The sequence below is a fragment of the Pseudoalteromonas sp. S558 genome (assembly GCF_005886635.1).
Classification (GTDB): Bacteria; Pseudomonadota; Gammaproteobacteria; order Enterobacterales; family Alteromonadaceae; genus Pseudoalteromonas; species Pseudoalteromonas aliena.
This window is the reverse complement of record NZ_PNDU01000071.1, coordinates 1-26,295: the sequence shown is the minus strand read 5'-3', so window position 1 is coordinate 26,295 and position 26,295 is coordinate 1. Positions and strand designations below refer to the sequence as shown.

The 26,295-nt window shown below is 36.8% G+C and carries 20 protein-coding genes and 1 pseudogene; 19 read left to right on the top strand and 2 right to left on the bottom strand.

Annotation, left to right across the window (positions count from 1 at the left end):
- The first annotated feature begins 391 nt into the window (after positions 1-391).
- The 9 genes from CWB66_RS05510 (at position 392) to CWB66_RS05470 (ending at position 11,872) form a co-directional block, all read left to right on the top strand.
- On the top strand, positions 392-1,885 hold the full coding sequence (locus CWB66_RS05510) for a GumC family protein (protein WP_138584602.1): 1,494 nt from the start codon (positions 392-394) through the stop codon (positions 1,883-1,885).
- Between the two features lies 1 nt (position 1,886).
- Positions 1,887-2,963: a glycosyltransferase gene (locus CWB66_RS05505; RefSeq protein ID WP_138584601.1), complete on the top strand. Its 1,077-nt coding sequence runs from the start codon at positions 1,887-1,889 to the stop codon at positions 2,961-2,963.
- 10 nt (positions 2,964-2,973) lie between these two features.
- Positions 2,974-4,779, top strand: a complete 1,806-nt coding sequence (locus tag CWB66_RS05500; RefSeq protein ID WP_138584600.1) for a sugar transferase — start codon at positions 2,974-2,976, stop codon at positions 4,777-4,779.
- Between the two features lie 166 nt (positions 4,780-4,945).
- Positions 4,946-5,254: an STAS domain-containing protein gene (locus tag CWB66_RS05495; RefSeq protein ID WP_077537708.1), complete on the top strand. Its 309-nt coding sequence runs from the start codon at positions 4,946-4,948 to the stop codon at positions 5,252-5,254.
- 19 nt (positions 5,255-5,273) lie between these two features.
- Positions 5,274-6,128: an OmpA family protein gene (locus CWB66_RS05490; RefSeq protein ID WP_138584599.1), complete on the top strand. Its 855-nt coding sequence runs from the start codon at positions 5,274-5,276 to the stop codon at positions 6,126-6,128.
- Between the two features lie 3 nt (positions 6,129-6,131).
- Positions 6,132-8,213, top strand: a complete 2,082-nt coding sequence (locus tag CWB66_RS05485) for an SLBB domain-containing protein (protein ID WP_138584598.1) — start codon at positions 6,132-6,134, stop codon at positions 8,211-8,213.
- Positions 8,210-8,914, top strand: a complete 705-nt coding sequence (locus CWB66_RS05480) for a ParA family protein (RefSeq protein ID WP_077537711.1) — start codon at positions 8,210-8,212, stop codon at positions 8,912-8,914. The genes CWB66_RS05485 and CWB66_RS05480 overlap by 4 nt, the downstream gene beginning before the upstream one ends.
- A gap of 7 nt (positions 8,915-8,921) precedes the next feature.
- Positions 8,922-10,382, top strand: coding sequence for a SpoIIE family protein phosphatase (locus CWB66_RS05475; protein WP_077537712.1), 1,461 nt, complete (start codon positions 8,922-8,924; stop codon positions 10,380-10,382).
- A gap of 89 nt (positions 10,383-10,471) precedes the next feature.
- Positions 10,472-11,872: a sigma-54-dependent transcriptional regulator gene (locus tag CWB66_RS05470; protein WP_077537713.1), complete on the top strand. Its 1,401-nt coding sequence runs from the start codon at positions 10,472-10,474 to the stop codon at positions 11,870-11,872.
- Here the strand turns inward: CWB66_RS05470 and CWB66_RS05465 are convergent.
- The gene (locus tag CWB66_RS05465; RefSeq protein ID WP_138584597.1) at positions 11,847-12,890 is read right to left on the bottom strand and encodes a glycosyltransferase; all 1,044 of its coding nucleotides are present in this window, start codon (positions 12,888-12,890) and stop codon (positions 11,847-11,849) included. The genes CWB66_RS05470 and CWB66_RS05465 overlap by 26 nt on opposite strands.
- Before the next feature lie 21 nt (positions 12,891-12,911).
- Between CWB66_RS05465 and CWB66_RS05460 the strand changes: the two genes are divergently transcribed.
- Positions 12,912-13,250: an Hpt domain-containing protein gene (locus tag CWB66_RS05460; protein ID WP_138584596.1), complete on the top strand. Its 339-nt coding sequence runs from the start codon at positions 12,912-12,914 to the stop codon at positions 13,248-13,250.
- Here CWB66_RS05460 and CWB66_RS05455 read toward each other — a convergent pair.
- A complete protein-coding gene (locus CWB66_RS05455) occupies positions 13,241-14,113 on the bottom strand; it encodes a gluconeogenesis factor YvcK family protein (protein ID WP_138584595.1) in 873 nt (290 codons plus the stop codon). The two genes, CWB66_RS05460 and CWB66_RS05455, sit on opposite strands and share 10 nt — an antisense overlap.
- 174 nt (positions 14,114-14,287) lie before the next feature.
- Here CWB66_RS05455 and CWB66_RS05450 point away from each other — a divergent pair, with 174 nt between their 5' ends.
- The 9 genes and pseudogenes from CWB66_RS05450 to CWB66_RS05405 all read left to right on the top strand — a co-directional run.
- On the top strand, positions 14,288-16,300 hold the full coding sequence (locus tag CWB66_RS05450; RefSeq protein WP_138584594.1) for an ATP-binding protein: 2,013 nt from the start codon (positions 14,288-14,290) through the stop codon (positions 16,298-16,300).
- Between the two features lie 251 nt (positions 16,301-16,551).
- Complete coding sequence (locus tag CWB66_RS05445) at positions 16,552-17,364, top strand: alpha/beta fold hydrolase (protein ID WP_138584604.1); 813 nt, start codon at positions 16,552-16,554, stop codon at positions 17,362-17,364.
- Between the two features lie 348 nt (positions 17,365-17,712).
- Entirely contained in the window at positions 17,713-18,117 is a 405-nt protein-coding gene (locus CWB66_RS05440; RefSeq protein ID WP_138584593.1) for a hypothetical protein, read from the top strand.
- A 610-nt stretch (positions 18,118-18,727) separates the two neighbouring features.
- Positions 18,728-20,224, top strand: coding sequence for a hypothetical protein (locus tag CWB66_RS05430; RefSeq protein WP_138584592.1), 1,497 nt, complete (start codon positions 18,728-18,730; stop codon positions 20,222-20,224).
- Positions 20,225-20,660: 436 nt separating this feature from the next.
- The gene (locus CWB66_RS05425) at positions 20,661-22,775 is read left to right on the top strand and encodes a ferritin-like domain-containing protein (protein WP_138584591.1); all 2,115 of its coding nucleotides are present in this window, start codon (positions 20,661-20,663) and stop codon (positions 22,773-22,775) included.
- Between the two features lie 280 nt (positions 22,776-23,055).
- Positions 23,056-23,949 carry an MNIO family bufferin maturase gene (bufB, locus tag CWB66_RS05420; protein ID WP_138584590.1) on the top strand — a complete coding sequence of 298 codons (894 nt, stop codon included), beginning with the start codon at positions 23,056-23,058 and terminating at the stop codon, positions 23,947-23,949.
- A 24-nt stretch (positions 23,950-23,973) separates the two neighbouring features.
- On the top strand, positions 23,974-24,825 hold the full coding sequence (locus tag CWB66_RS05415; RefSeq protein ID WP_138584589.1) for an HvfC/BufC N-terminal domain-containing protein: 852 nt from the start codon (positions 23,974-23,976) through the stop codon (positions 24,823-24,825).
- A 347-nt stretch (positions 24,826-25,172) separates the two neighbouring features.
- Positions 25,173-25,511, top strand: a complete 339-nt coding sequence (locus tag CWB66_RS05410) for a methanolan biosynthesis protein EpsI (RefSeq protein WP_077538139.1) — start codon at positions 25,173-25,175, stop codon at positions 25,509-25,511.
- A pseudogene (locus CWB66_RS05405) lies at positions 25,504-26,295 on the top strand (SPFH domain-containing protein); the annotation flags it as partial. The gene CWB66_RS05410 and the pseudogene CWB66_RS05405, both read left to right, overlap by 8 nt.

The following is a 26,295-nucleotide window of genomic DNA, read 5'->3' as shown; positions in this document are numbered from 1 at the left end:
CCATTAAATCCGTTAAAAAATATTTAAATAGAACAACTATGTATCATAATTTTAGCCTTGTTATTGAGCTATTTTCTTATCGCTTTAATAGAACACTAATTTAATGCAATTGGTATTAATCATTTGAAGGTGCCAAACCTGACGTTAGCTACGTTAAAGTTTCTCATTTATAGCAACAATAGCGGGCCTATTGTAAGTAAATTCAACGTAGTTAGCGTTAAAAATAGCTGCTTGGGATAGATTTATTATCCAGAGTTCAGGTTATTTAGCATAATATTGGCGCAGCCTGTGCAACTACCTTATTAGAGGTCGCTATTTGTAGTTAAAATTCTTATTTTGCAAATAGTCGCTAAATTTCGCATAGCAATATGCAAATGTATAGGTAGGGATTATGTTAGTAAGAGAGCAAATTAAACGATTACTTTATTTAACCTTGTATGCGGTGTATACAAGAGCAAAGCTATTTGTTTTACCGCTTTTGATTGTTCCTTTTGTGGTTATTTTATTAGCTGCTACGTCGCAAAAGCAATATACAAATCACGCCACTATTTTAATTGAAGAGTCAGCACTGCTTAATCCATATTTGGATGATTTATCTTTTTCTTTTGATTTATCAAATCGCATAGCAGCGCTTCGTACCTTGGTTATAAGTCGAAAAGTGCTTATAGCCGTCGCTAAAGAAACGCAATTAGTACCGGGCAATGCATCCCCTGCAGAGATAGAAAAAATCCATCAAAAACTTTCTAAAGCACTCTCCCTTTCATTAGTTGGGGACGAGCTTGTTCGCATTAACTTTACATGGCACGACCAAACAAAAATGAAGCTAGTGCTCGAAAAAGTTGTCGAAAAGTTCATTGAGCGTTTATTAGCACCAACAAGGACCTCATTGGATACATCAGAGCAGTTTTTCTATCAGCAATTGGTAAGCCTTCGTGATGAGTTGGAGTTATCGGAAGAGTTGTTAGCAATATTTAAAGCTAAAAATAGCAATACCTTACCAGCTGTTTTACATAGTAATCGTCAAACATTTGATAAATTGCTAAGTGATCAACAGCAAAAGTCTATTATCTTATCCGGTGCGCAAGCCAAGCTCAAAGCGCTTACAACAAAGATGGGTCAAGCCAATCCAATTTTAGGTCGGATTGAAGAAAAAATAATTACTGCCGAATCAGAACTGAGCTTTTTAAAAACACGCTATACCGAAAAGCACAGTAAAGTCATCTCTAAAAAACGCGAGCTACAAAGCATTAGAAACCGTCAACAGCTATTAATTGAAAATGGCAAAGAGCTTGATCCAACAAATATTGAGCAGCTATGGCAAATGGCTAATACCTTTCCTAGTGGCGGTGATGGTGAGAGCAGCGTATTGGTGTCGCAAATTCTTAATCTTGAAGATGCAAAAAACGCTGTTACACAGCATCAGCAAGAGTTTGACATGCTTGAACAGCAGGTTAGTACCGTAAGTGACCGACTTTTAGTAACCAGTGACATTGAAAAGCAACTCAGAAAATTAGAGCGCGATTACGACGTTAAACAGTCTTTATATAAAGACATGCTGAGTCGTTATGAAATGGCCAAGGTAACTGGAAAATTGGTTAAGTACGAAGGGCCAGATAAAGTCAAAACCATAGAGCGTGCCTACAGCCCAACGCAGCCAATCAACACATCACTCGCTATATCAATTATTGTCGGCATCATTTTAGGTCTATTTACAAGTAGCACGATTGTGTTTGTTGCGACTTTATTCGATAGCCATCTAAAAGATATTCAAACCATAGAAAAATTGTCTGCTCTTGAGGTCGTTACTATTTTACCCATTGTGAAGGATGCACCGGTGGACTTGGTTTTTAATTCATCAATGAACTCTATTGAACAGGGGAAATAACATGAACGTATTGCATTTGGTTCAACATTTTAAAATAGGTGGGCTTGAAAAAATGGCCGTAACACTCATGCAAAAAAGCCAATTTGCTGATTCTAGCGTGGTTGTATCGCTAGAAGGGACTTTAAGCGAAGCGATTAAAGATTGGCCACAACTGACATCGTTAGGACACAGATTGATTTGTTTAAATAAAGCTGAAAAGTTTGATTTAAATACAGTTAAAAAGCTCTCTGAGATCATTAAACAATACAATATAGACGTTATACATAGTCACCACATAGGGCCGATGCTTTATGCGAGCATGGCTTGTATTAAAAACCGCCAAGTTAGGCATGTTTCAACTATTCATGATGCGTGGTATTTAAAGAGCTTTAAGCAACGCTTAATAACTAAAGCATTAAATAGATTGACAAAAATACACTGGGTGGCCGATGCACAAGTTGTGGCTAAAGACTTTTTTAATGAAACGGCCATTAAAACGGATAAAACGATACTAAATGGTATCGATTTTAATCAGTTTATAGGTATTAACGAATCTGATGCTCGTCAGCAGCTGAATTTACCTCAAGGTGTTAATTTAGTTGGATGTTCAGCACGACTAGAGCTAGGGAAAGGGCACTTTGCGTTGTTAAGGATTTTATCATCATTGCCAATATATACCGAACTGGTATTTGCGGGCACTGGTAGCTTGCACAGTAAACTGGTTGATTATGCGAGCACATTAGGAATGTTAGATCGGGTTCACTTTTTAGGTAATGTACAAAGCATGCAATTATTTTACTCTGCTATTAACGTTATGTGTCTTTACTCACAAAGAGAAGGCCTTCCGTTATCTATTTTAGAATCAATGGCATGTGGTAAAGCGATTGTCGCAACTGACGTGGGTGGTATTCGCGAAGTCTTAACAGATGAGCAAGGTATCTTGATCAAACCCGGAAATGAAATGGGACTTAAAACTGCAATTGTAAAAGCAATTAATATGAAACAAGGTGATTGTATAAGAGAGCATGTTTTTTCAATTGCTAATGCGAATAAAATGAGTGCAGAGTACGACCATTTTTATAATGGCTTATCATCGTAAGGAGAAAATAATGATTTATTTACTGATCACACTCGCGGTGTTAATTGCGCTTGTTTTATACCACCATATTGGTTATGTGGCACTCTTAAAATTATTCAGTCGAGATAATAACAAGCGCCTTGTGTTTGCTAAAAATACGAAAGCAACCGCAAGTTTTGGTATTTTAATTTGTGCGTACAACGAACAAGCCTATATTAAAGAAAAATTGTATAACTTAGGCGCTATGCTTTACAACACGAAAATGTTCGCAATTCACGTTTATTTAGATGGTTGTACTGATAATACGTATGAAGAGGCGATGTTGGCTCAAGCACAGTTAGCTAAGCAAGATGTAGTTTGTCATTTGCATTTCAACAAGCAAAACCAAGGTAAAGCGCACGCTATTAACGAGTTAATTAAACTAACAAAACCTAATTACGATGTGCTGGTGTTTACTGACGTAAGCGCATTACTGAGTATTGATGTATTAATGAACCTTGATGCTGATTTTAAAGATACGCGGCTTAATGTCATTACGGGTGTTTATATTTTAGATGAACACGCAACGACAGAGCAAAAACATTATTGGCAGTATCAAAATAGTATCAGGAGTATGGAGTCAGCACTCGGTGCTGTGATTGGTGTGCCAGGTGCTATGTTTGCCATTCGCTCTAAATATACTGATGTATTAGAGCAAAGCATAATCAATGATGATTTTATTCTTTCCATGAATGCGTTAAAAAATGGCGGAAAAGCCGTTGTTAATAGCGAAATTAATATTTTAGAAAGAGAATGTGATGAGCAAAGTCATGATTATGCAAGACGAGTGAGACTAGGCGCCGGTAATTGGCAGCAAATTAAAATACTCTATAAACTATTAAACCCTCAATTGGGTTGGGTAAGTTTTAACTTTTTTTCACATAAAGTGTTGCGTGGTGTTATGCCAATCGTGCTTGCTTTAATTTATATTTTACTGTTCTCAATAGCGATTTTTTCAACGTTACTACTGCCTAAATTATTATGCGGCTTTATTACGTTTATACATGGTATTGAACTTACTAAAAAGGTATTTAAAATCAAAATGAAACTCCCAATTGTTGATAAAATAAATTACATTCTCAATGCCTACTTCTTAGCATTATGGGGCATTATTAAATTTGAACGCGGTGATTATAAACAGCATTGGCGCAGAGTACATCGTAGTAATACGCAGCAAAATGTAACCATTAAAGTGATTAAACGGGCAATTGACATCGTTGGCTCAGTGACTGGTTTACTTTTGTTGTCTCCGGTTATGCTAAGCGTTGCCGCTATGATAAAACTCACCTCACGAGGCCCTGTTTTATTCAATCAACTAAGAGTGGGGGAAAGTAATGATGATTTTGTTGCTCTTTTTGATGTTCTTAAATTTCGTTCAATGGTGGTTGATGCAGAGGCGCAAAGCGGTGCTGTTTGGGCAAGCAAAAATGACCCAAGAATAACCCCCATAGGCCGATTCATCCGTAAAACACGTTTAGATGAGTTACCACAATTATGGAACGTATTGGTCGGCGATATGTCGCTGATTGGGCCTCGACCAGAACGTCCAGTGTTTTATTCTAAGCTTGAAAAAGACATCCCTTATTTCTCTCAGCGTACTTACGGTATTAAGCCCGGTATATCTGGGCTGGCTCAAGTGATGAATGGCTACGATGAGAGTATTGATGATGCTAGGAACAAAATAGGCTGGGATTATGCCTATATGCTCAGCACCTCATCACCACGTAGTTGGTGTTATATGGAGTTAACCATCTTGTTTAAAACACTGGTTGTTATATTTACTGGTAAAGGACAATAATTATTTTCGCATAATGCAATCGTACTCCCAATACTCAATTGCATTATGCTTTGCTTTCCTCTTCTTTCTCTTTCTTTAGTTTAAATATTTTAATTATCAATCACTTAAAGTTGGTTCGTTTCTTGTAACAGTTATATTGAATTTAACAATTTAATAGGTAACTGCCATGACAAATTTAGCCAATGCAAAAGAACATAAAATTGTATCAATCCCAAATGACTTTTCAGGTTTTACCGTAGATGGGTTTAAAGATGAATTCGAAGATCTCGTTGATATGGGTACTGATTTTATTGTCTTAGATTTTTCAAAGACTGAATTTATAGACTCTTCAGGTATAGGTGCTATTGTTTTTCTATATAAGAGAATAGAGAAAAAGAGCCATAAATTATCTTTGCTTAACGTTACAGGTCAGCCGTTTAAACTAATGAACTTACTTCGAGTAGACAAAACGATTCCATTTATTGATTCAATTTAACGGTTTGAAGGAGAGGAATATGAAAGCACACATTTTTATCATCATAACTTTATTTTTAAGTGGGTGTGCTTCTTGGCCTGATGAAGGACAAGGAGGTTGGGCTGAAAAATACCAAAATTATCCATTAAGTGATGAGCAAAGTGATAACAACTTTGCACAACCGCAAGATGTAGTACGAAGTGAATTTGAACATCTAGTTTTAAAATTAGAGCTTTTAAAATCACAAGATATTAAGGCATGCATGCCTGCTCAACTTTTAAAGGCGCAAATTTACGAAAACCGTATTCGTAGGCTTATTACGGCGAACATGTGGGAAGATGCAGAGCATGATTTACTTATTCATTATCATGGTCTTAATCAATTAACAAATCACTTTGATACAGTGCAAAAACTCACTAATTGTGCAGTTTCAGCAACGTCAAAACCCACCTTGTTTAGTGTTAAAAAACAGGTGTCTGATTTGCTAAACAGTGACAATCAATTTGCTTTTAAAGAGTTCGAAATTACTCCTAAATACGCAGTAAGACTTGCACAAGCTGCTGATTTAACAAAGCAATTAAATAGTATTTCGATTTTGCTTGTGGGTCATACTGATTCTGTTGGCGAGATGAATAGTAACTACGAACTTGCTTTAAAAAGAGCGGAAACCGTTAAGCATTGGCTGGTGGTATATGGTGTCCCTATGCAAAGCATTACAACACTGACACAAGGCAGCTTAAAGCCTTACAGTGAGCAGACTCAAACCAACAGTGTACACCACTCAGATAGACGTGTAGAGGCAATCGTACTCGACGCTAACAATAAGAATTTGCAAGACAACAAAGCGAAAGCGCTTGTTAGTTGGACCAAAATTATTAAAAGCAAACAGGAGTAAGTTATGAAATATTTATTGACGGTTGCTTTATTACTTTTTTCATTGAGTGCCTACGCTACCAATGATGATACTGACTCAGTAGTGCAGGTGGGAAACAAATTGTTTTTGTATATTCCAGGTGAAGCTGAATTTAATACCGCCTTTGAAGTCGATAAAAAAGGCCAAATTAATCTTCCCGAAATAGGCCAATTTAATGTGGCTGACAAAACCACTTCGCAAATTGAATTAGAATTGACGCCAGTACTTGCAGCGCTATTTGTTGCGATGGATGATTTTTATATAGAAATACGCAGCAGAGATATTCTTATTAATGTGCTGGGTTACGTAAATACTCCTTCGCAAGTTAGTATTCCAGATGATGGCAATATTCAAATGGTGATTGCTAAGGCGGACGGTTTAAAACCGGGTGCGCAATTAGACAGAATGCAAATAAGACGCGGTGATGAAGTTATTGAATTTGATTATAAAGCGTACTTAGATTCCGGTAATATTGGGCTATTACCTTTACTGAGAAGTAAAGATACGGTGTTTGTGCCTGTATCACCTTTGCTGGGCAATGTTCAAATTGATTTTGATGCACAAACGCTCAGTGCAACGGGTGATGCCAGCGACAGTAATGCGGTCACCATTTTAGGTGAAGTGCATAACCCTGGCAGTTTTTCATTCAAAGCAGAAATGACTATCTTAGATGCACTTATGCGCGCAGAAGGCGTTACTCGCTATGCTGATGTGACTAAAATTAGAGTCATTATAGATAAGTCCCCGGTTATTTTTGATCTAAAAGCTTACTTAGATAAACCAGCAAATAGCAATATGCAGCTACTGCAACCAGGCTCTACCGTGTATGTGCCTATTATGGTAGATGATGTAAATACAACTTCTCGCACCGTATATATTATGGGTGAAGTTCAAAAACCAGGCGCGTATGAAGCAGCCGACAGCACTAATTTTTTAGATATTTTAGCTAATGCGGGTGGCCCTACACGTTTTGCAGAAACACGCCATATAAAAATATTAACTCCAGAAGGCGAAAGTATTGTATTTGATTTGCAAGGTTACAGTGAAGGCACCGTTACAACCAAAGTTCCAGATTTAAACCCAGGCGATGTTATTTTTGTGCCAGAGAAGACAGACGTCAATGAAAAAAGTTGGCTTAAAATCCCCACTAAACGCGCTATAAAAATTATAGGTGCAATCCAGTCTCCTGGTCGTTATGAGTGGAGTGACGAAATGGACTTTACTGACTTACTTGCTCATGCTGGTGGACCAACAAAAGGTGCCAATATTAACGATATAAAAATATTGCGCAATGGCGACGTTACACAGCGCTTTGACCTTGAAAAATATACGATTACTGATGGAGATACGGCGTTACCAAATTTAGTTGCTGGTGATACGGTAATCGTCGAAGAACTACCCGTCGATCCGTCGGATAATAAATCTCAGTGGATACGTCAAGAATCGAGTAAATCTATTTATATCATGGGGCAGGTCGGTGCTCCAGGGCGTTATTCGTTTAACGAAAATATGCATTTTATTGATATTTTAGCCGCAGCAGATGGGCCAACAGGCGCGGCTGATATTCGTAACATTCGAATAACTCATCGTAATGGTAATCGCGCTAAAGTGAGTAAATTAGACTTGGCCATGTATTTCGAAACAGGCGACGAAACCTTGTTCCCTAATGTTTTACCTGGCGATACCATTTTTGTACCTGAAAAAAATAAAGACTGGCTGCGCACACCTAAAGAGCGAGTAGTACGTATTATGGGCGCTGTGCAAAAACCTGGTAGATATAATTTTGACGATACTATGTCTATTTTAGATGTACTAGCAGAAGCTGGCGGGCCTTCTAATTCGGCATTAATTGATAAGATAGTTGTGGTTAACCATTCATGTTGTAAAGAACAGTCTCGAGTATTTGATTTAGAAGCGTTTATTAAATCTCCAAATTCAGCAAATATTCCAGTATTAAGAGCTGGCGACACGCTATATATACCAGAAAAAGGCCAAGATCTACTAAGCCAATTTAAAGATAATTTCTTAGATGTTATTACTATACTAGCATTAGTGGTGGGCTTATGAAATTAATACCAAAGCAATATCATGAACTTGAAGTAATATGTAATACCATGATTGATCACAATGCGCGTTGCATTACTTTTATATCGCTATCTGGCTCGGAGGGGTCGTCTAGTGTTTGTGTAAGCGTAGCCAAACGGTTACAAAGCCAACACAAGTCTGTGCTAATTATCGATTTAAATCCTATCAATACATTTTGTTTAGACGATAAACTACCTACAGCGTGCAATCCATGGCGATTTGATGATATTTCGTGTCAGCTAGGGGTAACTAATTATGAAGGGATCAGTTTATTGGCAATACAAAACCTTGCAGCCATCGAGCCCGCAAAAAATAAGCATGTATTGAACGATGCCGTAGCCCGGTTAAAGCAAGAATATGACTATATTTTAATTGATATGTCACCCGCATTAAAACTTAATAGAAATAATGTGCCGCTGCACTCATTAAGTATTTGTAGCGAATTAACGTTTGTTACAGTTGCGCTGGGTATTAATGATGAAGAGTCCCTGTGTAAAGGAATTCGTGAATTAAAACAAGCAGGGCATGGCAATATTAAAATTTTAATAAGCCAGCACAATTTTGCGCCACTGGGTGAGCGTATAGTCAAACTTTTAGAAAAGCATGCCGTTAAATGGCCTAAGTTATCTTCACGTATTAAGGCAAAAATTATTAAACAACGATGGCTATTTGGGCATCATTGAGGACGTTATGGATATATTATTTGAAAGACGTTTTGAATTACTATGGCCAACATTGAGCGAAATACGCCTAGTGCTCAAACATGTTTTAAGAGCCCTTAATGTAAAAAAAGATGAGGTCGATGCAGCTGGTTTAGTGGCAACAGAGTATTTAACTAATTTAATTAGACATAACCAAGGCTCTGAGCATCATATTTTACTGCGTATTAGTCAGTCTAGTAAAGAGAGCTATAGACTCACCTTTATAGATGAATTAACCCCTTATAATCTCTTTAAAAATAATAATTCGTCTTGGAAGATAGACTCAGGTGCGTTAGTAGAGGGCGGCATGGGCGTTGAACTCATTCGTCATTATTTTAAAGATGCAGACTATGTAACCAAAGAAGGTAAAAACTTTTTTTCCTTTCCGTTAAAGCACATAGACAGACGCCCTACGGTTATTTATGTTGATGATGATGTAACGCAGCTTGCCTTAATGAGTGCGTACTTGAAAGAGCAATTTCAAGTAATTGCTTGTGAAAGTATCGAAGCCGGATGGCAAGCTATTTTAACTGCCGATGCGAGAATTTTATTACTCGATCATAAATTAAAAAATGGCACGTGTGAGCCTCTTTTAGAAAAACTCAATAAATCTAATTTAAAGTCGCAGCTCTCTGTGGTGATGCTAACTGGTGATGATAGCGAAGAGGTTATTCATAAAATCAACCGATTAGGTGTTGATGACTACCTAATTAAACCGGTTAAAAAAAATAAACTACTGCAGAGTATTGAACGTGTAACGCATCGTTTTGCCTATTTGTCTTATCAAACAACGTTTGAGTCAACGCCATCTAAAATCCATCTACAAAACAATAAAACCGCTCATATTTTTGGCTCTATTAGTTTAGGCAATGGAGGTGACTTCTTTATGCCTATTAACGATGAATGCAGTGCATTTGTACTCGGTGATATGATGGGGCATGGGCTGCAGGCACTCAAAGAAAGTTTTGCTATTAAAGGATTTATAAGTGGCTTTTTAGCCACAGGGCTCCCTTATCAAAATATGCTAGCAGCACTCAATAACGCGCTCTATAAACAACAGCTTTGCAAATCTAGTTTAGTGACACTCGCAATTTGTTTTATAAATAATAATAAAATGTATTGGTTAAATGCGGGACATCCGCCCCCTGTTGTTGTACGTAAAACAGGAGTGCTCTGCCAACTCACAGGAACAGGGCCATTATTAGGCCTTGCTAAAGATCATAACTATACCCTTTACGAAACGGCACTGGATGATGTAGAGCATATTTTACTTTATACCGATGGTTGGACTGAAAATCGCTTTACCGATAAAGATGAGATAAGTGAGTTGAATAAAATAATACCGAATGAGTATCAGTCCAAAGATGAGTTTGCTCATACATTATGGCAAAACTCACAAGTGACGCTTTCAAAAGAAATTGACGATGCGTCACTGATTGTAATTAATTGAATTTGCTTTAATTAACATTCTATAGTTAAATCATTAGTAATATAAATTTATGTTCTAAACATTGTCGACTTGCTAACAGGGAATGAACAATGCCACCAACTGTTTTAATTGTTGAAGATACTCAATCTCTTGCAATGCTTTATCAATCTTACCTATTACCAACGGGTGTAAATACACTTGTGGCAAGCGATGGTGCTACGGCTATAGATATTATTAATAAAGTACACCCCGATTTAATTGTGCTCGATGTTATGTTACCTGACATGAATGGGCTTGATATTTTAGCTACGTTAGAACCCGACAACTGTCCTCAAGTTGTTGTTTTAACTGGTCATGCTACTAAAGAAATGGCGATCCAAGCAATAAAATTAGGGGCAAGCGACTTTTTAGAAAAACCAATTGAAGCCGATCGTTTTAGAATTACCGTTAATAATGCACTTAAGATTAAAAACCTTAAGCAAACGGTTACTCAATATAAAAACAAATACGAAAACGGTAAATATTTTGATTTGATTGGTAGTTCAAAGCAAATGCAATCTGTTTATCAGATCATAAGTTCTGCTTCTGTGAGTAAAGCGACAGTATTTATTACAGGTGAAAGCGGCACAGGCAAAGAGCTATGTGCTCGTGCTGTTCACCAAGCATCTAACCGCGCTAATCAACCTTTTGTAGCTCTAAACTGTGCCGCTATTCCTAAAGATTTAATTGAGAGTGAAATTTTTGGACATTTAAAAGGTGCTTTCACGGGAGCAATTGCTAATCGGGTAGGGGCTGCGGGGCAGGCTAATGGCGGTACATTATTTTTAGACGAACTTTGTGAAATGGATATAAATTTACAAAGTAAACTGCTTCGCTTTATACAGACAGGGAGTTATCAGCAAGTTGGCAGCGAAAAAGTAGTCAAAGTGGATGTCCGGTTTGTTTGTGCAACCAATAGAGATCCGCTTGTTGAAGTAGAAAACGGTCGATTTAGAGAAGATCTATACTACAGATTACATGTTATACCTATTGAATTACCGCCACTAAGAGAACGTGGCCAAGATATAATAGAAATAGCCGAGGCTTTATTTGTTAAAATAGCAAAAGATGAAAGCCATCCATACAAAGAAATATCAGAGGATGTAAAACAGCTATTAATACAATACAGTTGGCCTGGTAATGTAAGGCAATTGGAAAATGTGATACGTAATGTATTAGTGCTCAATCCTGAGCAATACATAGATATTGATATGATCCCTGCATTACCAGAAAACACAAAAAAAACGCCAGAGCGAGAAACGATTAATTCAACTGCGCAGCTAATGACGGATACGACCTTTGATTTGCCTAATACACAAAATAATATAAAAGCATTGTGGCTTGCTGAAAAAGAATACATCGAGCATGTTATAAAAATATGTTCATCAAATATACCAAAAGCTGCATCATTACTCGATGTTAGCCCCTCCACACTTTATCGAAAAATTAAAAGTTGGGAAGAAATTCAGTAACATCTTGACCTGTATAGGCTTGTTGAAGTAATAAAAATTGTTTCTTTCCAGAAAATCGTTCATCGAGCATGTTATAAGCATTATCTAGCATCTTTAATTTTTGAACGTTAGGTAAAAGTAGCAATTGTTCGATGCGTTTTTGGCAGTTATTAGCATCTCCTACTGGCATTAAAAAGCCCGTTTTACTGTCCTCGATGATACTTGGTATAGCACCGACAGAGCTACTTATAATAAATTTTCTCTGGGACATAGCCTCAAGTAATGTCATGGGTAAACCTTCTTCTCTAGAGCAAATAAGCAACACATCTATTTTCTCCCAGATAGCGCCACGATCAGTGAGTCCATGATAATGAAGATTGTTTAAAACGGGTATGTCACTTTGCAGAGGACCTTGTCCAAATACATGAAATTCAACGCTTTTATTTTGCTGCATGTTTTTCGCTAATTGAAAGAATATATCAGGGCCTTTTTCAAATGATAGCCGACCAACAAAGCCAATCCTCATTGGTTTATTTAAGTTATTAGGGGGAATGTATTTAGTGTGCTGTAAAGAAATAAAATTTTCCATTAGGTGTGCGTTTCGAAGTGTATCTTTTATTTTATTTGAGACCGCAAAGTTTGTAGAAAGAGCACAAAGCCATCGGTCTAATTTATTATAAAGTTTTACTTTACCAGTGCCGGCCTCACCAGCATGAAATGTGCTAATGCAGCGTTTATTTGTAACTTTGCAGGCTATACGGCCCAATATTCCTGCTTTATAGCCGTGGGTATGAATAACGGTTTGGTTGTTAAAACTGGATAATTTTTTGAGCAGGCTGTTAATATTTCCTTGCAAAAAATCATACGATATGTTTTCTTTGTCTAGCATATCGTAAAAGCCTTGATTACAGTGATGTTTATAAAACAAAATAGAACACTCGATGTGGTTTCTGCTTAGTAATTTTGACAATTCAACTAGATGGGTTTCAATACCGCCAATCATAGAAGAGTCAACAAGTAAAACAACGTTATAATTCATAATTAACTCCAAAAGAAAGATATGATTGATAAAGCAATAATCGAACAGCTAAAAAAGGATGTTGGTAACGAATTGGCCGTTGAGCTATTAAAAACGTTTGTCAACGAATCAAAAAAAACAGTGGCTATCCTAACTAGCAAAAATGAGCTTAGTGAAATAGAAATGAGTGCTCATAGTCTTAAAAGCAGCTGTTACAGTTTCGGTGCATCAGATTTAGGTGATACCTGTAAACAGATTGAAGCGCTAGTTAAGGTAGAACATTCTCAAAAAGATTTAAACACCTTATTAAAAACAGCCGATGAGCAAAGTAAAGTTACCTTCAAAAAACTAGCAACTATTACTGAAAACATTCAAATTTGAGTATTAAGCTGAATTGGCATTTTAAGTAATGCCGAAAAAACATTTTCCAGCTCATTAATATCATGCAAATGTTCTTTGGATTGCATTATCTGTTTACCGTCATGTAAAATTTCCTCAATTGCGCTAGGGGGGATGCTTAAATCGTAAATTTTTACCCCTAGCTGTGCTTGTAACCAGTCTATTCCTGCTGTGCGTGTATGTTTCATGACGCTATTTTCTGTTTGTGTATTTTCGATAAAAATACGACAAGCGGATGTTTGTTCAATAGCGACTAATATTTCGTTTACTAAAAAAGCGGGCATAACGCTTGTAATAATACTGCCAGGACCAATTATTATTAAATCTGCCGCTAAAATAGCATCAACGCATCCAGGCGCTGCAGGCACATTTTTAGATAAATAGACTTCTTTAGGTAAAGTATTGAGTGCATCTATTGCACATTCTCCAAACACTTCTTTGCTATTATTAAGCTTAGCAACGAGATCGGTGGGGACTTCGGTCATTGGCAAAATGGTTTCAGAATTACCTAACATCGCATTAAAGTAAGCAATAGCCTGTGTGGGTGACTTTGTGATCTCTGTTAAGCCAAGTAGGGTTAAATTGCCTAAGCAATGTCCATCTAATGGGCCTTGAGTGAAACGATGCTCGTAAATTGAGTTAAGCGCAGAATCTTCTCCTGCAAGTTGTAAGCAACATCGTCTAATATCACCAAGCGCGATACAGTCTTGAGACGCCCTTATCTTTCCTGTACTTCCACCATTATCTGTTGTTGCAACGATTGCAGTTAAACTACTACACATTGGTTTAATAGCGCTTAAAACTTGCGCTAATCCATGGCCACCACCTATGCACACTATTTTCATTATTATGCCTTTGTGTTTTATTTAGTCTGCCTTTTAGTAAGCATGAAACATTCCAAAAAGATAAGTTGATTAACGTAATGATTTATAGTGATTTTTATCCTATATTAAATCAAGTACAGAAATATTAAGCTCGCTTTTTGCAAAACGCGATGCATTTTGATGAGGAAAATAGTTATGGTATATACCGAGCAGCTCTCTATGTCTGAGTTACAAACGTACTTAATGGATTTAGCACATTGTGAAGACGAGAGTGATGTATTCCAACTATTGGCCTCTTTATTACAAGACAAGCTGGAATTTGAAGACAGTATTGTTTTAAATAGATACAAAGATCGTTACTACGAGACAATTGCAGCGACAAATGCTGTATTTCATGCTGAGTCATGGCCTGAATGCCAGTTATTTTCAGAAGCACTCGAAAAAGGGTGTGTTCTTTCTAAATGTCCTCTTCAAGAACTAGAATTCGCGCTTTTAAACTGTATTGATAAGGTGAGCCTTAAAAATTCGCTGGTAATAAGTATTGATTCTGTAGGAGGGCAGGGCTTATTTATATTCACTAATGTGGGCATTTCAAATTGTCATAATATTTTAAATACCGCCACAATGAAAATACTACTACAGCAAGTCTATTTTACGTTTATTAATCAAGTAAAATTACAAAAACAAACACTTAAATCACTGTCAATGATCAATAAGTTCACTACGTTATCGACCCTTTTTAAAGAGCTAGGGACCGAGTGGTTTTGGCGTTCAGACTCTTCAATGTTGTTTAAAAGCGTTAATAATATTGAAACAGTTGGTAATATTTATACTGAAAAGTTTGTTGGTAACAGCATCGAGAGTTTGATTACTAAAAGTGAACAACTTAATGTTGATAAATGGTGTGATTTCAATCAAATAATCGAAAACCAAGAGGATTTTTATAATTTTGAATTTGAGGTGACCTCAGTCCAAGACTTTTGGGTATCTTTTAGTGGGAAACCTCAATTTGATGAACAAGGATATTTTGCAGGTTATTTGGGACTTGCTAAAAACATAACAGTGTCGAAGGAGAGAGAAGCGGCCCTTCAAGCTGAAAAATTAAAAGCTGAAGACGCGAGTAAAACTAAATCAAAATTTTTGAGTGTGATGTCCCATGAGATAAGAACACCTATTCACGCTGTAATGGGCATGATAGAGCTACTACTTGACACTAAGCTCACTCCAGAGCAACAACAGCTAGTTAACTATGCAAACTCAAGTACCGAAATACTCTATGGTTTAATTACTGATGTGCTCGATTTTTCTAAGATAGAATCTGGCACCGTGTCATTTATTAGTAAACCATTTAATATTAAGCTCTTAAGTGAAAATATAGTAGGTCAGCTTAATATTATTGAAAAGTCGGATGATATTCTTTTTACAACTAATATTGATGAGAATATCCCTAAATATGTTGTGGGTGATGAATACAGGTTAGGGCAAATACTTTTTAACGTGATTGGCAATGCATTTAAGTTTACTAAGCATGGTCAGATTACTTTGAATGTTAACCTTTTTAATGAGCAACTAATTTTTGAAGTTAAAGATTCAGGTATTGGTATTGCAAAAAAAAATCTAGAACTAATATTTCAACCCTTTAGTCAAGTAAACGACAGTATTAACCGAAAGAGCGAAGGTGTGGGCTTAGGCTTAAGTATTTCAAAAAACTTACTTGAACTGATGGGCGGTGAAATAACCCTTGAGACTCAACTTGGGCTGGGAAGTAAATTTACTATTAGCATCCCGTTTAAAGAGGCTAAAGACAGCGAAAACACACATAGCGTAATACAAAAACAAGCGTCGTTATCGATTTTAGTTGCCGAAGACAATAAAACTAATCAAGTACTAATTAAAGCCTATTTAGAAAAACTAAACCATAAAGTAACGCTTGCTAATGAGGGACGCGAAGCAATTGAGTTATTCAAACGTAAAAAGTTTGACCTTGTGTTAATGGATATAATGATGCCTATCATGGATGGTTTATCTGCTGCAGAATATATTCGAGATGAATTGATTAGCGACATACCAATTTATGCCTTAACAGCAAATGCAGAGAAAGATAATAAAGCGTCTTGTTTTAAAGTAGGTATGAATAAAGTATTAACAAAGCCAATTAAATTTCAAGCGTTACAAGAGGCACTATCTGGTGTCTATCCAAGAGGATAAACTAAAAATTGGTATATTCAAAGGAGATTGAGCAGACAATGCACTGTGTAGGTTTATACAAATAGATTCTCTAAATATTAAAATATTGTGCAAGCTGAGTGCTTTGTTAATTACTTTAGTATTTTTGATTTTTTAATAAAAGTTAAACGATAATAGAGAATCTAAATGAATATACCAATTAAAACGTGGTGATTTTGAATAAGTATACAATATAGCTTTCATCTGGATAAATTATGATTTATATAAAAACAATGAAATTAGTAATAAAAATAACATTCCTTTGCTCATTCCTTATATCTACTAGCGCTTTAGCTGAGCTGGATAAAGTTCAAGTAAATGGCTTTGACGTTGAATACGAGCTAGCTGGGAAAGGTAAACATACTATTTTACTTGAAGCGGGCGGCTCTGCTGGTTTAAGTGATTGGGAACCGGTTTTTGAATCACTGATTCAACACGCTAGAGTTATACGGTATTCTCGTATTGGTAATGGCGGCTCTGCACAAATAAAGAAAAACTATAGCTCAGAAGAATATGCTGCTGAGGCTGTGTTATTACTCAAAACACTGAAAATAGAAGAGTCAGTTGTGTATGTTGCGCACTCTTATAGTGCTTATATTGCGCGTGTATTTGCTGCGACATACCCTAATCAGATTAAAGCGTTGATGTTAATTGAGCCTGCATCAGAGCACGATGTAGATATTATGCGCGCGATTGACTTGCCACGCGCTGAAAAAGAAATTGCTGCTATAAAGCTTGATGATATGAAAAATGGAATGTCGAATCAGTATTTAGATTTTTGGGCAAAACGCCCGCTACCTGATTATCCACAAATTGCTGATATACCCGTGACAGTAATTGCCTCAGTTAAAAAGTATAAAAAGCCATCTGTATTATTTTTTACCGACAAAGCGCGTGAAATGTGGGGCGACTTACATTCAAAGTGGGCTAATGCATTTCCTCAAGGTGAAATAGTAATAACAAATAAAAGCTATCACTACCCGCATAATGACGAGCCAGAAATGGTTGTAGCCCAAGTAGTTAAGTTGCTTGAACGTACTAAATAAGGTGTTGGTTTGGTTGCTGATTGTATAAATACCAATTGCCGTAAATTAGTAGTTTGGCATTAGACTAAAGTCTATAGGTTAGATTTATTCACTCATTAGGTTTGTTTTAATCGTTTGTCGGTTTGGTGTTAATTCTCTAAAGTTCAGTTGTCGGCAACAAGCACGGCTAACTAATACCAATTTTATTAAAACATGATCATTTTAGCGAATTAAATAACTCACTAACTGCGTTAAAAATTACTTATATAGAACGACTATATTTCATAATTTTTGCCTTGTTATTAAGCTATTTTCTTGACGCTAAAAAAGCTCACTAATTTAAACAATTGGCATAACAGGACTACGACCATGAAAATACTTATCAAAACTATCGCTCTTAGCTCACTACTTACATGTTCAGCTGCTGCAGTAGCTGATGCAAGTGATTACAAATTAATGGTTATTGAAACTGCGACAGCGCCACAGCCACTTGAGCAATCATTTAACAGCTGTGCACTGAATGTTAAGTCGAAAAATTATGCAGAAGCTGAACAAATTTGTACACAAGCAATTGCGCTTTTAAAAGACGCTGATGGCCCTAAATTTAAAGTACGCCAGCTTACGTCATTCGCATTAAGCAACCGTGGTGTTGCACGTTTAAAAGCGAATAATGACACAGGTGGCCTTGCTGATTTATATGAAGCTGCAAAAATGTCTAGCAGCACTATGGTATCGCACAATTTAACTCGCGCTAAAGAAGAATTGTCGTTATAAAATTATTACATGACGTTTTATAAGGCGCTCAACTAAAGCACTTTATAAAATAATACAAAAAAGCCGATGTTGGGTTAACCCCCAACATCGGCTTTTTTGTATTTAACGTTTTTAAATCATTTATGATTTAGAGCTAAAATCTAAAATCTAAAAATGAATATTAAATTAACAATTTAGGTTGTTTAATTAACACTTTGTATCATAATGTGGTACGAATTCGCTGACGGTAAGTATGGTCATGAACATAGTAAAGGTATTAACTGTGTGGTCGTGTGTCACTCCCTAAAATAATAAAAGTGGCTATTGCATAAGTAATTAATCGTTAATAAAAATTTTACAACAATTAGATATAAAAAACTGCTTAGCTATTGATTATTTCATTAAACTTAATTGCTTTGATATTTATACCGATCCGCAATAATACTTAATTATTTTGAGGGGCCAAACCTGGCGCTAGCTTCGTTAAAAATCTCTCATTTAGAACAACTAAGTAACGAAATTTTTGCCTTGCTATCGGCAAGTTTTTACTACCTCAAAATAGATCACTTAATTAAGCGAATTGGTATTAGACAGATTGGAAATCCTACAATACAAAAATGGAAGTACTTATATGTTGGTTAAAAAAAGTAAGCTTGCTATCTCATTGGTTATGGCATTTGCACTAGGTGGTTGTGGCGGCGGTGGAAGCAGTGCAACAGTAGAAAAGGCGGCAGCAGTAAAACCTAAGCCGGTTGCTGCTAAGCCTGATCCAGTTAAAAAAACGACCATTGCACTCACTGGTAAGGTGATTGATGGATATGTGTCGGGTGCAACCGTTTGGCTAGATATTAATGGGGATGGTAGCCTTAATGAGGAGAGTGAGCCATCAGTTGTATCTACCGAATCAGGCGATTACAGTTTTAACTTTACACAAGAGCAGGCGTTGTGTGTGCCATATTCAACGATGTATGTTGATGTGCCTGTGGGTGCTATGGATGAGGATTTAGGTGAAGTCACCGAAGCGTACCAAATGTCATTTCCGCCCTCAATTGAGGCTTTGACTGATGAAGATATTCGCAATATATCACCGTTAACAACCGTTATTTGGGAGCAGTTGAGCCTTCAATTACAAAAAAGTGGCAACAATAATTTAAGTTGTGATGCACTTAAAGAGAATATTGAGCTACTTGCAAATCTTCAAAGCGAAATAACAAATGTTATGCAAAACTTGGTTGCGCATTATAATTTGTCGACAGAGCAAATTTACTCAGATTTTATCGCTAATAACGATAGCGACGCTTACGACAGAGCACAAGCAATTGTTAAGGGATTAAAAGCGGCCTATAAATATAAGCAGGAACTAGATGCTCAGTTTCCTGAGGCAGAAGAAGTAAGAGCAGTGATTTACCAAGACACAGCAAAAGATGATGAGTATGGGTTTGAAAATGCATGGTACCGCGATAAAGTTATTTTTGCAGGCGCTGAGTTTTTTTATGAGCAAGTAAAGCTTCAAAATACAGACGAACTCGATAAAATTGATTTTATTTTAACTCAACTTCAATCAATAGATACGCCTTGGGGTGAAGAGTCGTTAAATGGAAAATTAAGAGTTAGAGACGATGTATACATTAACGCCGATCGTACTTACCGATGCTCTAGCATAGAGAAAGTTAGTTTTGAGAACAGTAATGTGCTTTATAGCGTTGATAATACAAGCCCATCGGTTAACTTTCCAACAGCTGATGAATGCGTTAGTTCTAATGTAGATACACCGTTCGAGCGAGGTTTTAGCATTAGCTATACTGAGTCGGGAGCGTTTTACCAAACTGACTTTGCCTTTAGAGAGGAAAATGCCGATTTTCAAACATTATCTAATTGGGTAAATGTTAAAGACAAAGCTGCTGATTTAGACACTCAAGATTTAGTTACCGTACTCGCTGCTATGCCTTATAAGTTTGATGACGAAACATCTATTGATGCTAGCTTTTGGCGTAAATACAAAACTACAGATAACGTACGAATTTCAAAGACAATTGAAGGGCAATGGGTTAGAGATACTCGCAGAGAAGATGGAACAATGTTGCATGAATGTAGTGATAATGGCGCTGATTGGACTGCATGTAATTAGTTTTCCCTTAAAGTATGAATGCTAATTATTTATGCTAATTAACCTGAACTCTGGATAATAAATTTATCTCAAGCGGCTATTTTCAGCGCTTTGAATAAAACAACGAAGTGTTCAACATTAAAAACCACGTTAGGTTAATACCTACCGTGGTTTTTTAAATAAAAGCACTTATAAATCAAATTTTTACGCAATTTAATCCTCAGCTGTAACGCTTGTAATATTGATGTAATAGTAAGACTTCCTCCCGTACGCTAAAGTATTTTAGAAGGAACATATTTAAAAATACTTAGATGATCCGTGTTTAAGTTTTTATGTGTTTTTTGTATTTAACTACCTTACCGTTATCTTTAATTAATATGCCTTGCCATGACATTTTATAACCACATAGTTTAAGTTTTAGAATGTTTGAGGTATTAATACCTAGGAGAAAACTACAATGCAGCAAGAAGCTACACTCAAACTTAAAAACCGTGACATTAGTTACCTCGAAGCCGATTTAGCCTGCGTAAAAGCAATTGCTCAGGCGACTGTAAATGTTGAGCTATTCACTATTCCGCTTTATATGGTATCGCTTTATTCGATACAGGGAATGCATCAAATTAACAGTGCCGGAAGTAAACTCTACACTGGGCGCTGGTGGCCTGGCTCTGGTGCAACGCCAGCAACTGAAAAAAAACCACTTACAACCAATGAAAATGTATTTAATAAGGTATATAGCGTTTTTATTGAAGAGATGTTGCATTTACAGTTAGCTTCTAATATGGCTAGCACGATAGGTGTCACGCCTATTTTTACAAGTAAAGCACTGCAAAGCGACGATTATGGTTGGCATTGTTATAAACCCAGTTCAACACAAATACCGCATATTCTAGATTTTACAGATTGGAAAGGCAAAGACCCTGATTTAAGTAAGTTAACTGTAGAACTCAGAGCAATGAACGAGGCGCAGGTCGATCTTTTTCTAGCGATTGAAGAAAAAGCAGAGCGTGGTCGTGAGATGTTATCTAATCCCTCAGTAAAGCGAAAAAACGGTGATGTGGGAACTAAGTATTTTGAAGCTGCGCCATTTAATTGGTTTACACCGAGTATGGGAGAAACTGATTTACCATTATTTGGCTCTATTGGCCATATGTATTTGTGTTATTGGGATTATTTAGAAATAACGTATTCTGATGGGAGCCATTTATTATCGCATTTAATTTCACCTTTACAGCGAGATCAATTTAATAATGCCCCACCTAGAGAAGCTAAGCAGTATCCAGGTATTCAAACTGAGATAGAAAGTGCAACTAAAGATTTGAATAACGTAAAACTACAGCTCATTAATAACATTAATGCGATTACCGACCAAGGTGAAGGTGATGATGTGGTTAAAACGATTATAGAGCGTTGGGTAACTGAGCCTTGGGCGGTTTCGTTTCAAAAAGCTCAAATAAAAAAAGCGGGTATGCTTGGTACCGTGCAATCTAAGTTTCAGCCGAGTAAAGAGGGCTTAATTAAAGATTACCCAGGCTATGATGACCAAGGAAACCCTACAACGGCTGCATCAGGTTCGGCTCAAGCACGCTTTGACAATGGTGGTAAAGACCATTTTGAACTATTCGACGAGGTTAAAAGCTTGATTGCTAAAGATGATTATATTACTTGGGATGTATGGCATAAAAATAACTTAAACAAGCCTTGGAAAGCTTCCATGCTTGGTAGTGACGGAGCGCCTAATTTACCTAAAACTACTGATATTGCAGAAGCCTTAAATCGATTAGGATCAGCGTCAGAAATAGATAATACGTTTACTATTTTTAGCTCTTCTGCTGTGGGTACCATTAAAGGTATTACAACATCACTGAACAAATACTGGGCTGATCCTAAGTCACAATTCCCATCGCCTGCGATGGGTGGTTCAGGAGACCGTGTTTCGATTTGCTGGGCTGTTACGGGCCGTTGTCCTGATCTAGTTACAGGCATTGAAAATCAACAAAAACATCAGTTATATCATGCGTGTCAAGGCATGGCGATAGATGAAAGTAGTGGTGATGATAAGAATGCGTGTGCTAGTGAATTGGCATACCATAGTTGTAAAGGATCGAATGACTGTAAAACACAAGGTGGTTGTGGTTTTGTACAAAGCGCGACGGGTGGTGGTAATTGCAGTAGTTCTGCAGCAGCGGGGCTTAAAAGTGCACCAGCCGATAATTTATGCGGTAGTTTTGGGGGCTGTGCAGTGCCGATTTCAGCATCACAACTTTACCCTACGCAAAGTGACGAAAATTACGAAATGCAACTGTATAAATTTGGTGATGCACCAAAATTTCATGCAGAAAAAATCAAATGGCCGGAATTAGTTGCCAGAGATATGTTACCTCCTGCAGTTGCTGAAAAAAACTCTATGCCTTATCAACCTGGTGAAGCCGTTTACGACGTTGCGTGGCGTAGCTACTGTGCAGCAAAAGGTTTAGTGAAAGCGCAGGGCAGTGGCCATAATAAATCTATTCATATTCCTTCACCGCCGACACCATCTGATATTCGTTTGGTATTACCGCCTTCAACTTAAGCCATTTTTGCAATAACAAAATTAGTGCAATCACTTAAGTACACTATTATACAGTTATAAACCGTAGGCTCCTTTATGGGGCCTTATACCAATCTGCATAAGTATTTAAACAATTTAACGAATTAAATCACTCCATAAGGCCGTTAAAATTTTTATTTAGAACAAATAGATATAAAATTTTGTCTTGTTATAGTGCAACTTTCTTATTGTTAAATAGACCTTATATTTAAGCACATTGGTATTACTACTTTTATAAGGATCGAATATTTTGGCGAAAAATATGTTTAATTTAGAGCCGTTGGGGTTTGGAGTTGGATTAAGGACACAGCACTTTCCTTATCTTATGAATGAAGATGACTGGGCACTTGATTGGTTTGAAGTCATTAGTGAAAACTTTATAGATAACTATGGCTATGCTCGCCATGTATTAGAAAAAATACGCGCTAAAAAGCCGATAGTCATGCATGGCGTGTCAATGAATATTGGCAGTACAGATCCTTTAAATTTGTCATACCTTGAAAAACTAAAAATACTTGCTCATGAAATAGAGCCAGAATGGGTTTCCGATCATCTTTGCTGGACAGGGGCAATGGGTGTTAATAGCCATGACCTTTTGCCAATGCCGTTAACTGCAGAAAGTTTGCAACATGTTGTGTCGAGAATACATTACGTTCAAGATTTTTTGCAACGCCCGTTAATACTCGAAAACCCTTCTAGTTACTTAGAGTTTGAACAAAACACTTTCACTGAGTGGGATTTTTTATCAGCGCTCGTAAGTCAAACTGGCTGTGGTTTATTGTTGGATGTGAATAATGTGTACGTGTCATCTTATAATCATGGTTATGATCCCGAAACATTTATTAAAAACCTTCCTCACAAGCATATAGTGCAAATGCACCTTGCTGGGCCTACATTAATGGGGGATTGTCTTATTGATACACACGACAGCCCCGTTCCTGAAAAAGTATGGCATCTATATCAGCTTGCCCAGTCTCTTGCTGGTAATAATGTAGCTACATTACTCGAGTGGGATGCAAATATACCTGATTTTCCAACATTGATAACGGAGCTGAACAAAGCTCGTTCGGTATTGGCGGGTGTTATACCGAGTAACGGGGAGCTTTATAGTGCAACAGACAACACAATGGTGCTCTCAACACCTATTGTTCGTTAACGATACAGAGTTTAAGCCATTAATATGAATGAAGTAACATTAAAACAAACACAACAATGGATGATGACGATGTTAGTTGTTCGTGGAAACCTTAAACAGAAAGTTATGAAGGCTTCACAACAAGCTAATTTACCATTGAATTTGTTGAATCAAAATAACGAAAAATCGACTTTTTACCGGCGATTAAATATATACGCAGCTGGTTACGTTATGCGTTTAGTAGAATGCCTTAAAGCCGAATACCCACTTCTTGAGAAGTTTATGGGAGAAACTGTTTTTGCAGATTTTGCAAAAGCTTACATTGTTACGCTCCCTTCTAAAAATTCGAGTTTGTATGATTTAGGCGGTGGTTTTGCTCTGTTCCTTGAAAAAACACGGCCAGGCGGATTTTGCAGTATTGAGGAGGAGGCGTTTTATTCTTTACCTGCAGAAATTGCTCGTATTGAAAGAGCGAAAGCAGAAGTCTCTTTAGCCAAGGGATTTGAAGTGGAGCAAGAAGAAGACGTAACATTAGATTTTTTTTCACTATTACAGCAATCGTTTACTGTACGCACACCATCATGTTTACGGTTAGTTAAGTTAGCGTACCCACTTTTACCACTGATGCAAAAACTAGAATCAAACGATGAATACGCTATGCCTATGGCTGAGCTAAGTTTTATTGCTTTTTCCCGGATTAATTACACGTTAAGTTCATTAGCGCTCGAATCTTGGCAGTTTGAGTTTTTAAAGGTGTGTCAGCAAGAGCCGCTTTTATCAAACTGTATTGATATTACTTCAAGAGTAAGTGGCTTAGACAAAGGCGACTTATTGGCGCGTTTGATGTTTTGGCTTCCAAGTGCTATTGCGCACGGATTACTGAAAGTGGCTTATTAAAATAGCGTTTTAAACAAATGTTTTTATTTTTTGTTTAAATAGTTAGATAAAGATTATCACTTATTCAAAATATGCTCAGTAGACATTTAATCAAAGCACAAGCCATACATTTATGAAAATAGTGCTATTAAATTTGAGGTGCGCATCAAGAAAGGTAAGTCGTTTAATATAACCAAGAACATCCGTTTATTTCGGCTTTAAATTAAGCCCTAAACTCTACTTTATATATTAAACGCTCTTTAATCTGCTTTTTACTTAACTTTACTGTAAAATTATTGGCTTAACACTTGTGTATGTTTACACATGTTATGGATAGCTAAATATTTCAACCAATTTAAGTAGATCTTATGATTTTTTATATTATTGGCTTGAGTACACTTGTTATTATTTTGTGCGCGGCGCTTTATGTAATCTACAGCAATACATGTAAAAGCCGAGTAAGAAAATCAAAAGAATACAATGTACTGTTTGATAAAGATACGATAGTGGATGAGCTAATCACTCAGCTAACAGAAAAAAATCAAACGCAAGAGAACCAAGATAAAACCATTAAAAGTAAAGAAGAAATCCTCGCAACATTTGTTGAACTACATCGTTCAGGCAGTTTTTGCGCGCACTTGAGTGAGCAGGAAATCATTTACTTTGTTAAAAAGAAATTAAACATGGAGAGTAATAAAAATGGATAGCGAGAAAAAAGCGGTTCCAGCAGTAAAAAGTGATTCATTTATGAGTCGATTTGGTCGTCGAAATGTAATTTTAGTATCATCAATTGTTATTGTGTTAGCGGTAATCGCAACACTTACATCGCAAGTTATTTCATGGAATGAAGCCGATGAACGCTTAGTTCATCAGTCGGCTTTTACCGGCAATTTAACAGTAATAAATCAGGCTGGCCCTTATTTAAAAGCGTTTGGTACTACATCGGCCTATAAAAAAGTGATTTCGATTAACTTTACCGGTGACGCAAATGCAACAGCAAGTGCAATTGTCCCGCTCATTCCTATTCGGTTTTTAGATACCACAACAGGTGGAGCACGCGGTGTATCGCGTTTTAGATTACCAGGTAATGTGCCTGCAGCTGAATCAGGTGCTTTGCGTGGTTTACTTAAAATCCATGAAGAATTTGGTTCACAAGAAACGTTAATCTCTAACTTATTAATGCGTGCAACTACAGAAAACGTAAAAGCATCGGCGCGTATGATGTCGGTAGAGCAACACTACTCTGGTGGTAATGGTCAATTAAGCCAAGATTTTGCTGATCAATTAACTAACGGTATTTTTGTTACCGAACAAATTATTAGTACGGGTGAGCGTGATAAATCTGATGATTTGGGTAATTTAAGTAAGCAACAACGTGTCACTATTAATATTAAAATGGACGATGAAGGTAACACACTGCGCAATGCCCCTATTTTGGGCGCTTACGGTATTACCGTTGTTGATGCCAGCATTATTGATATTGATTACGAA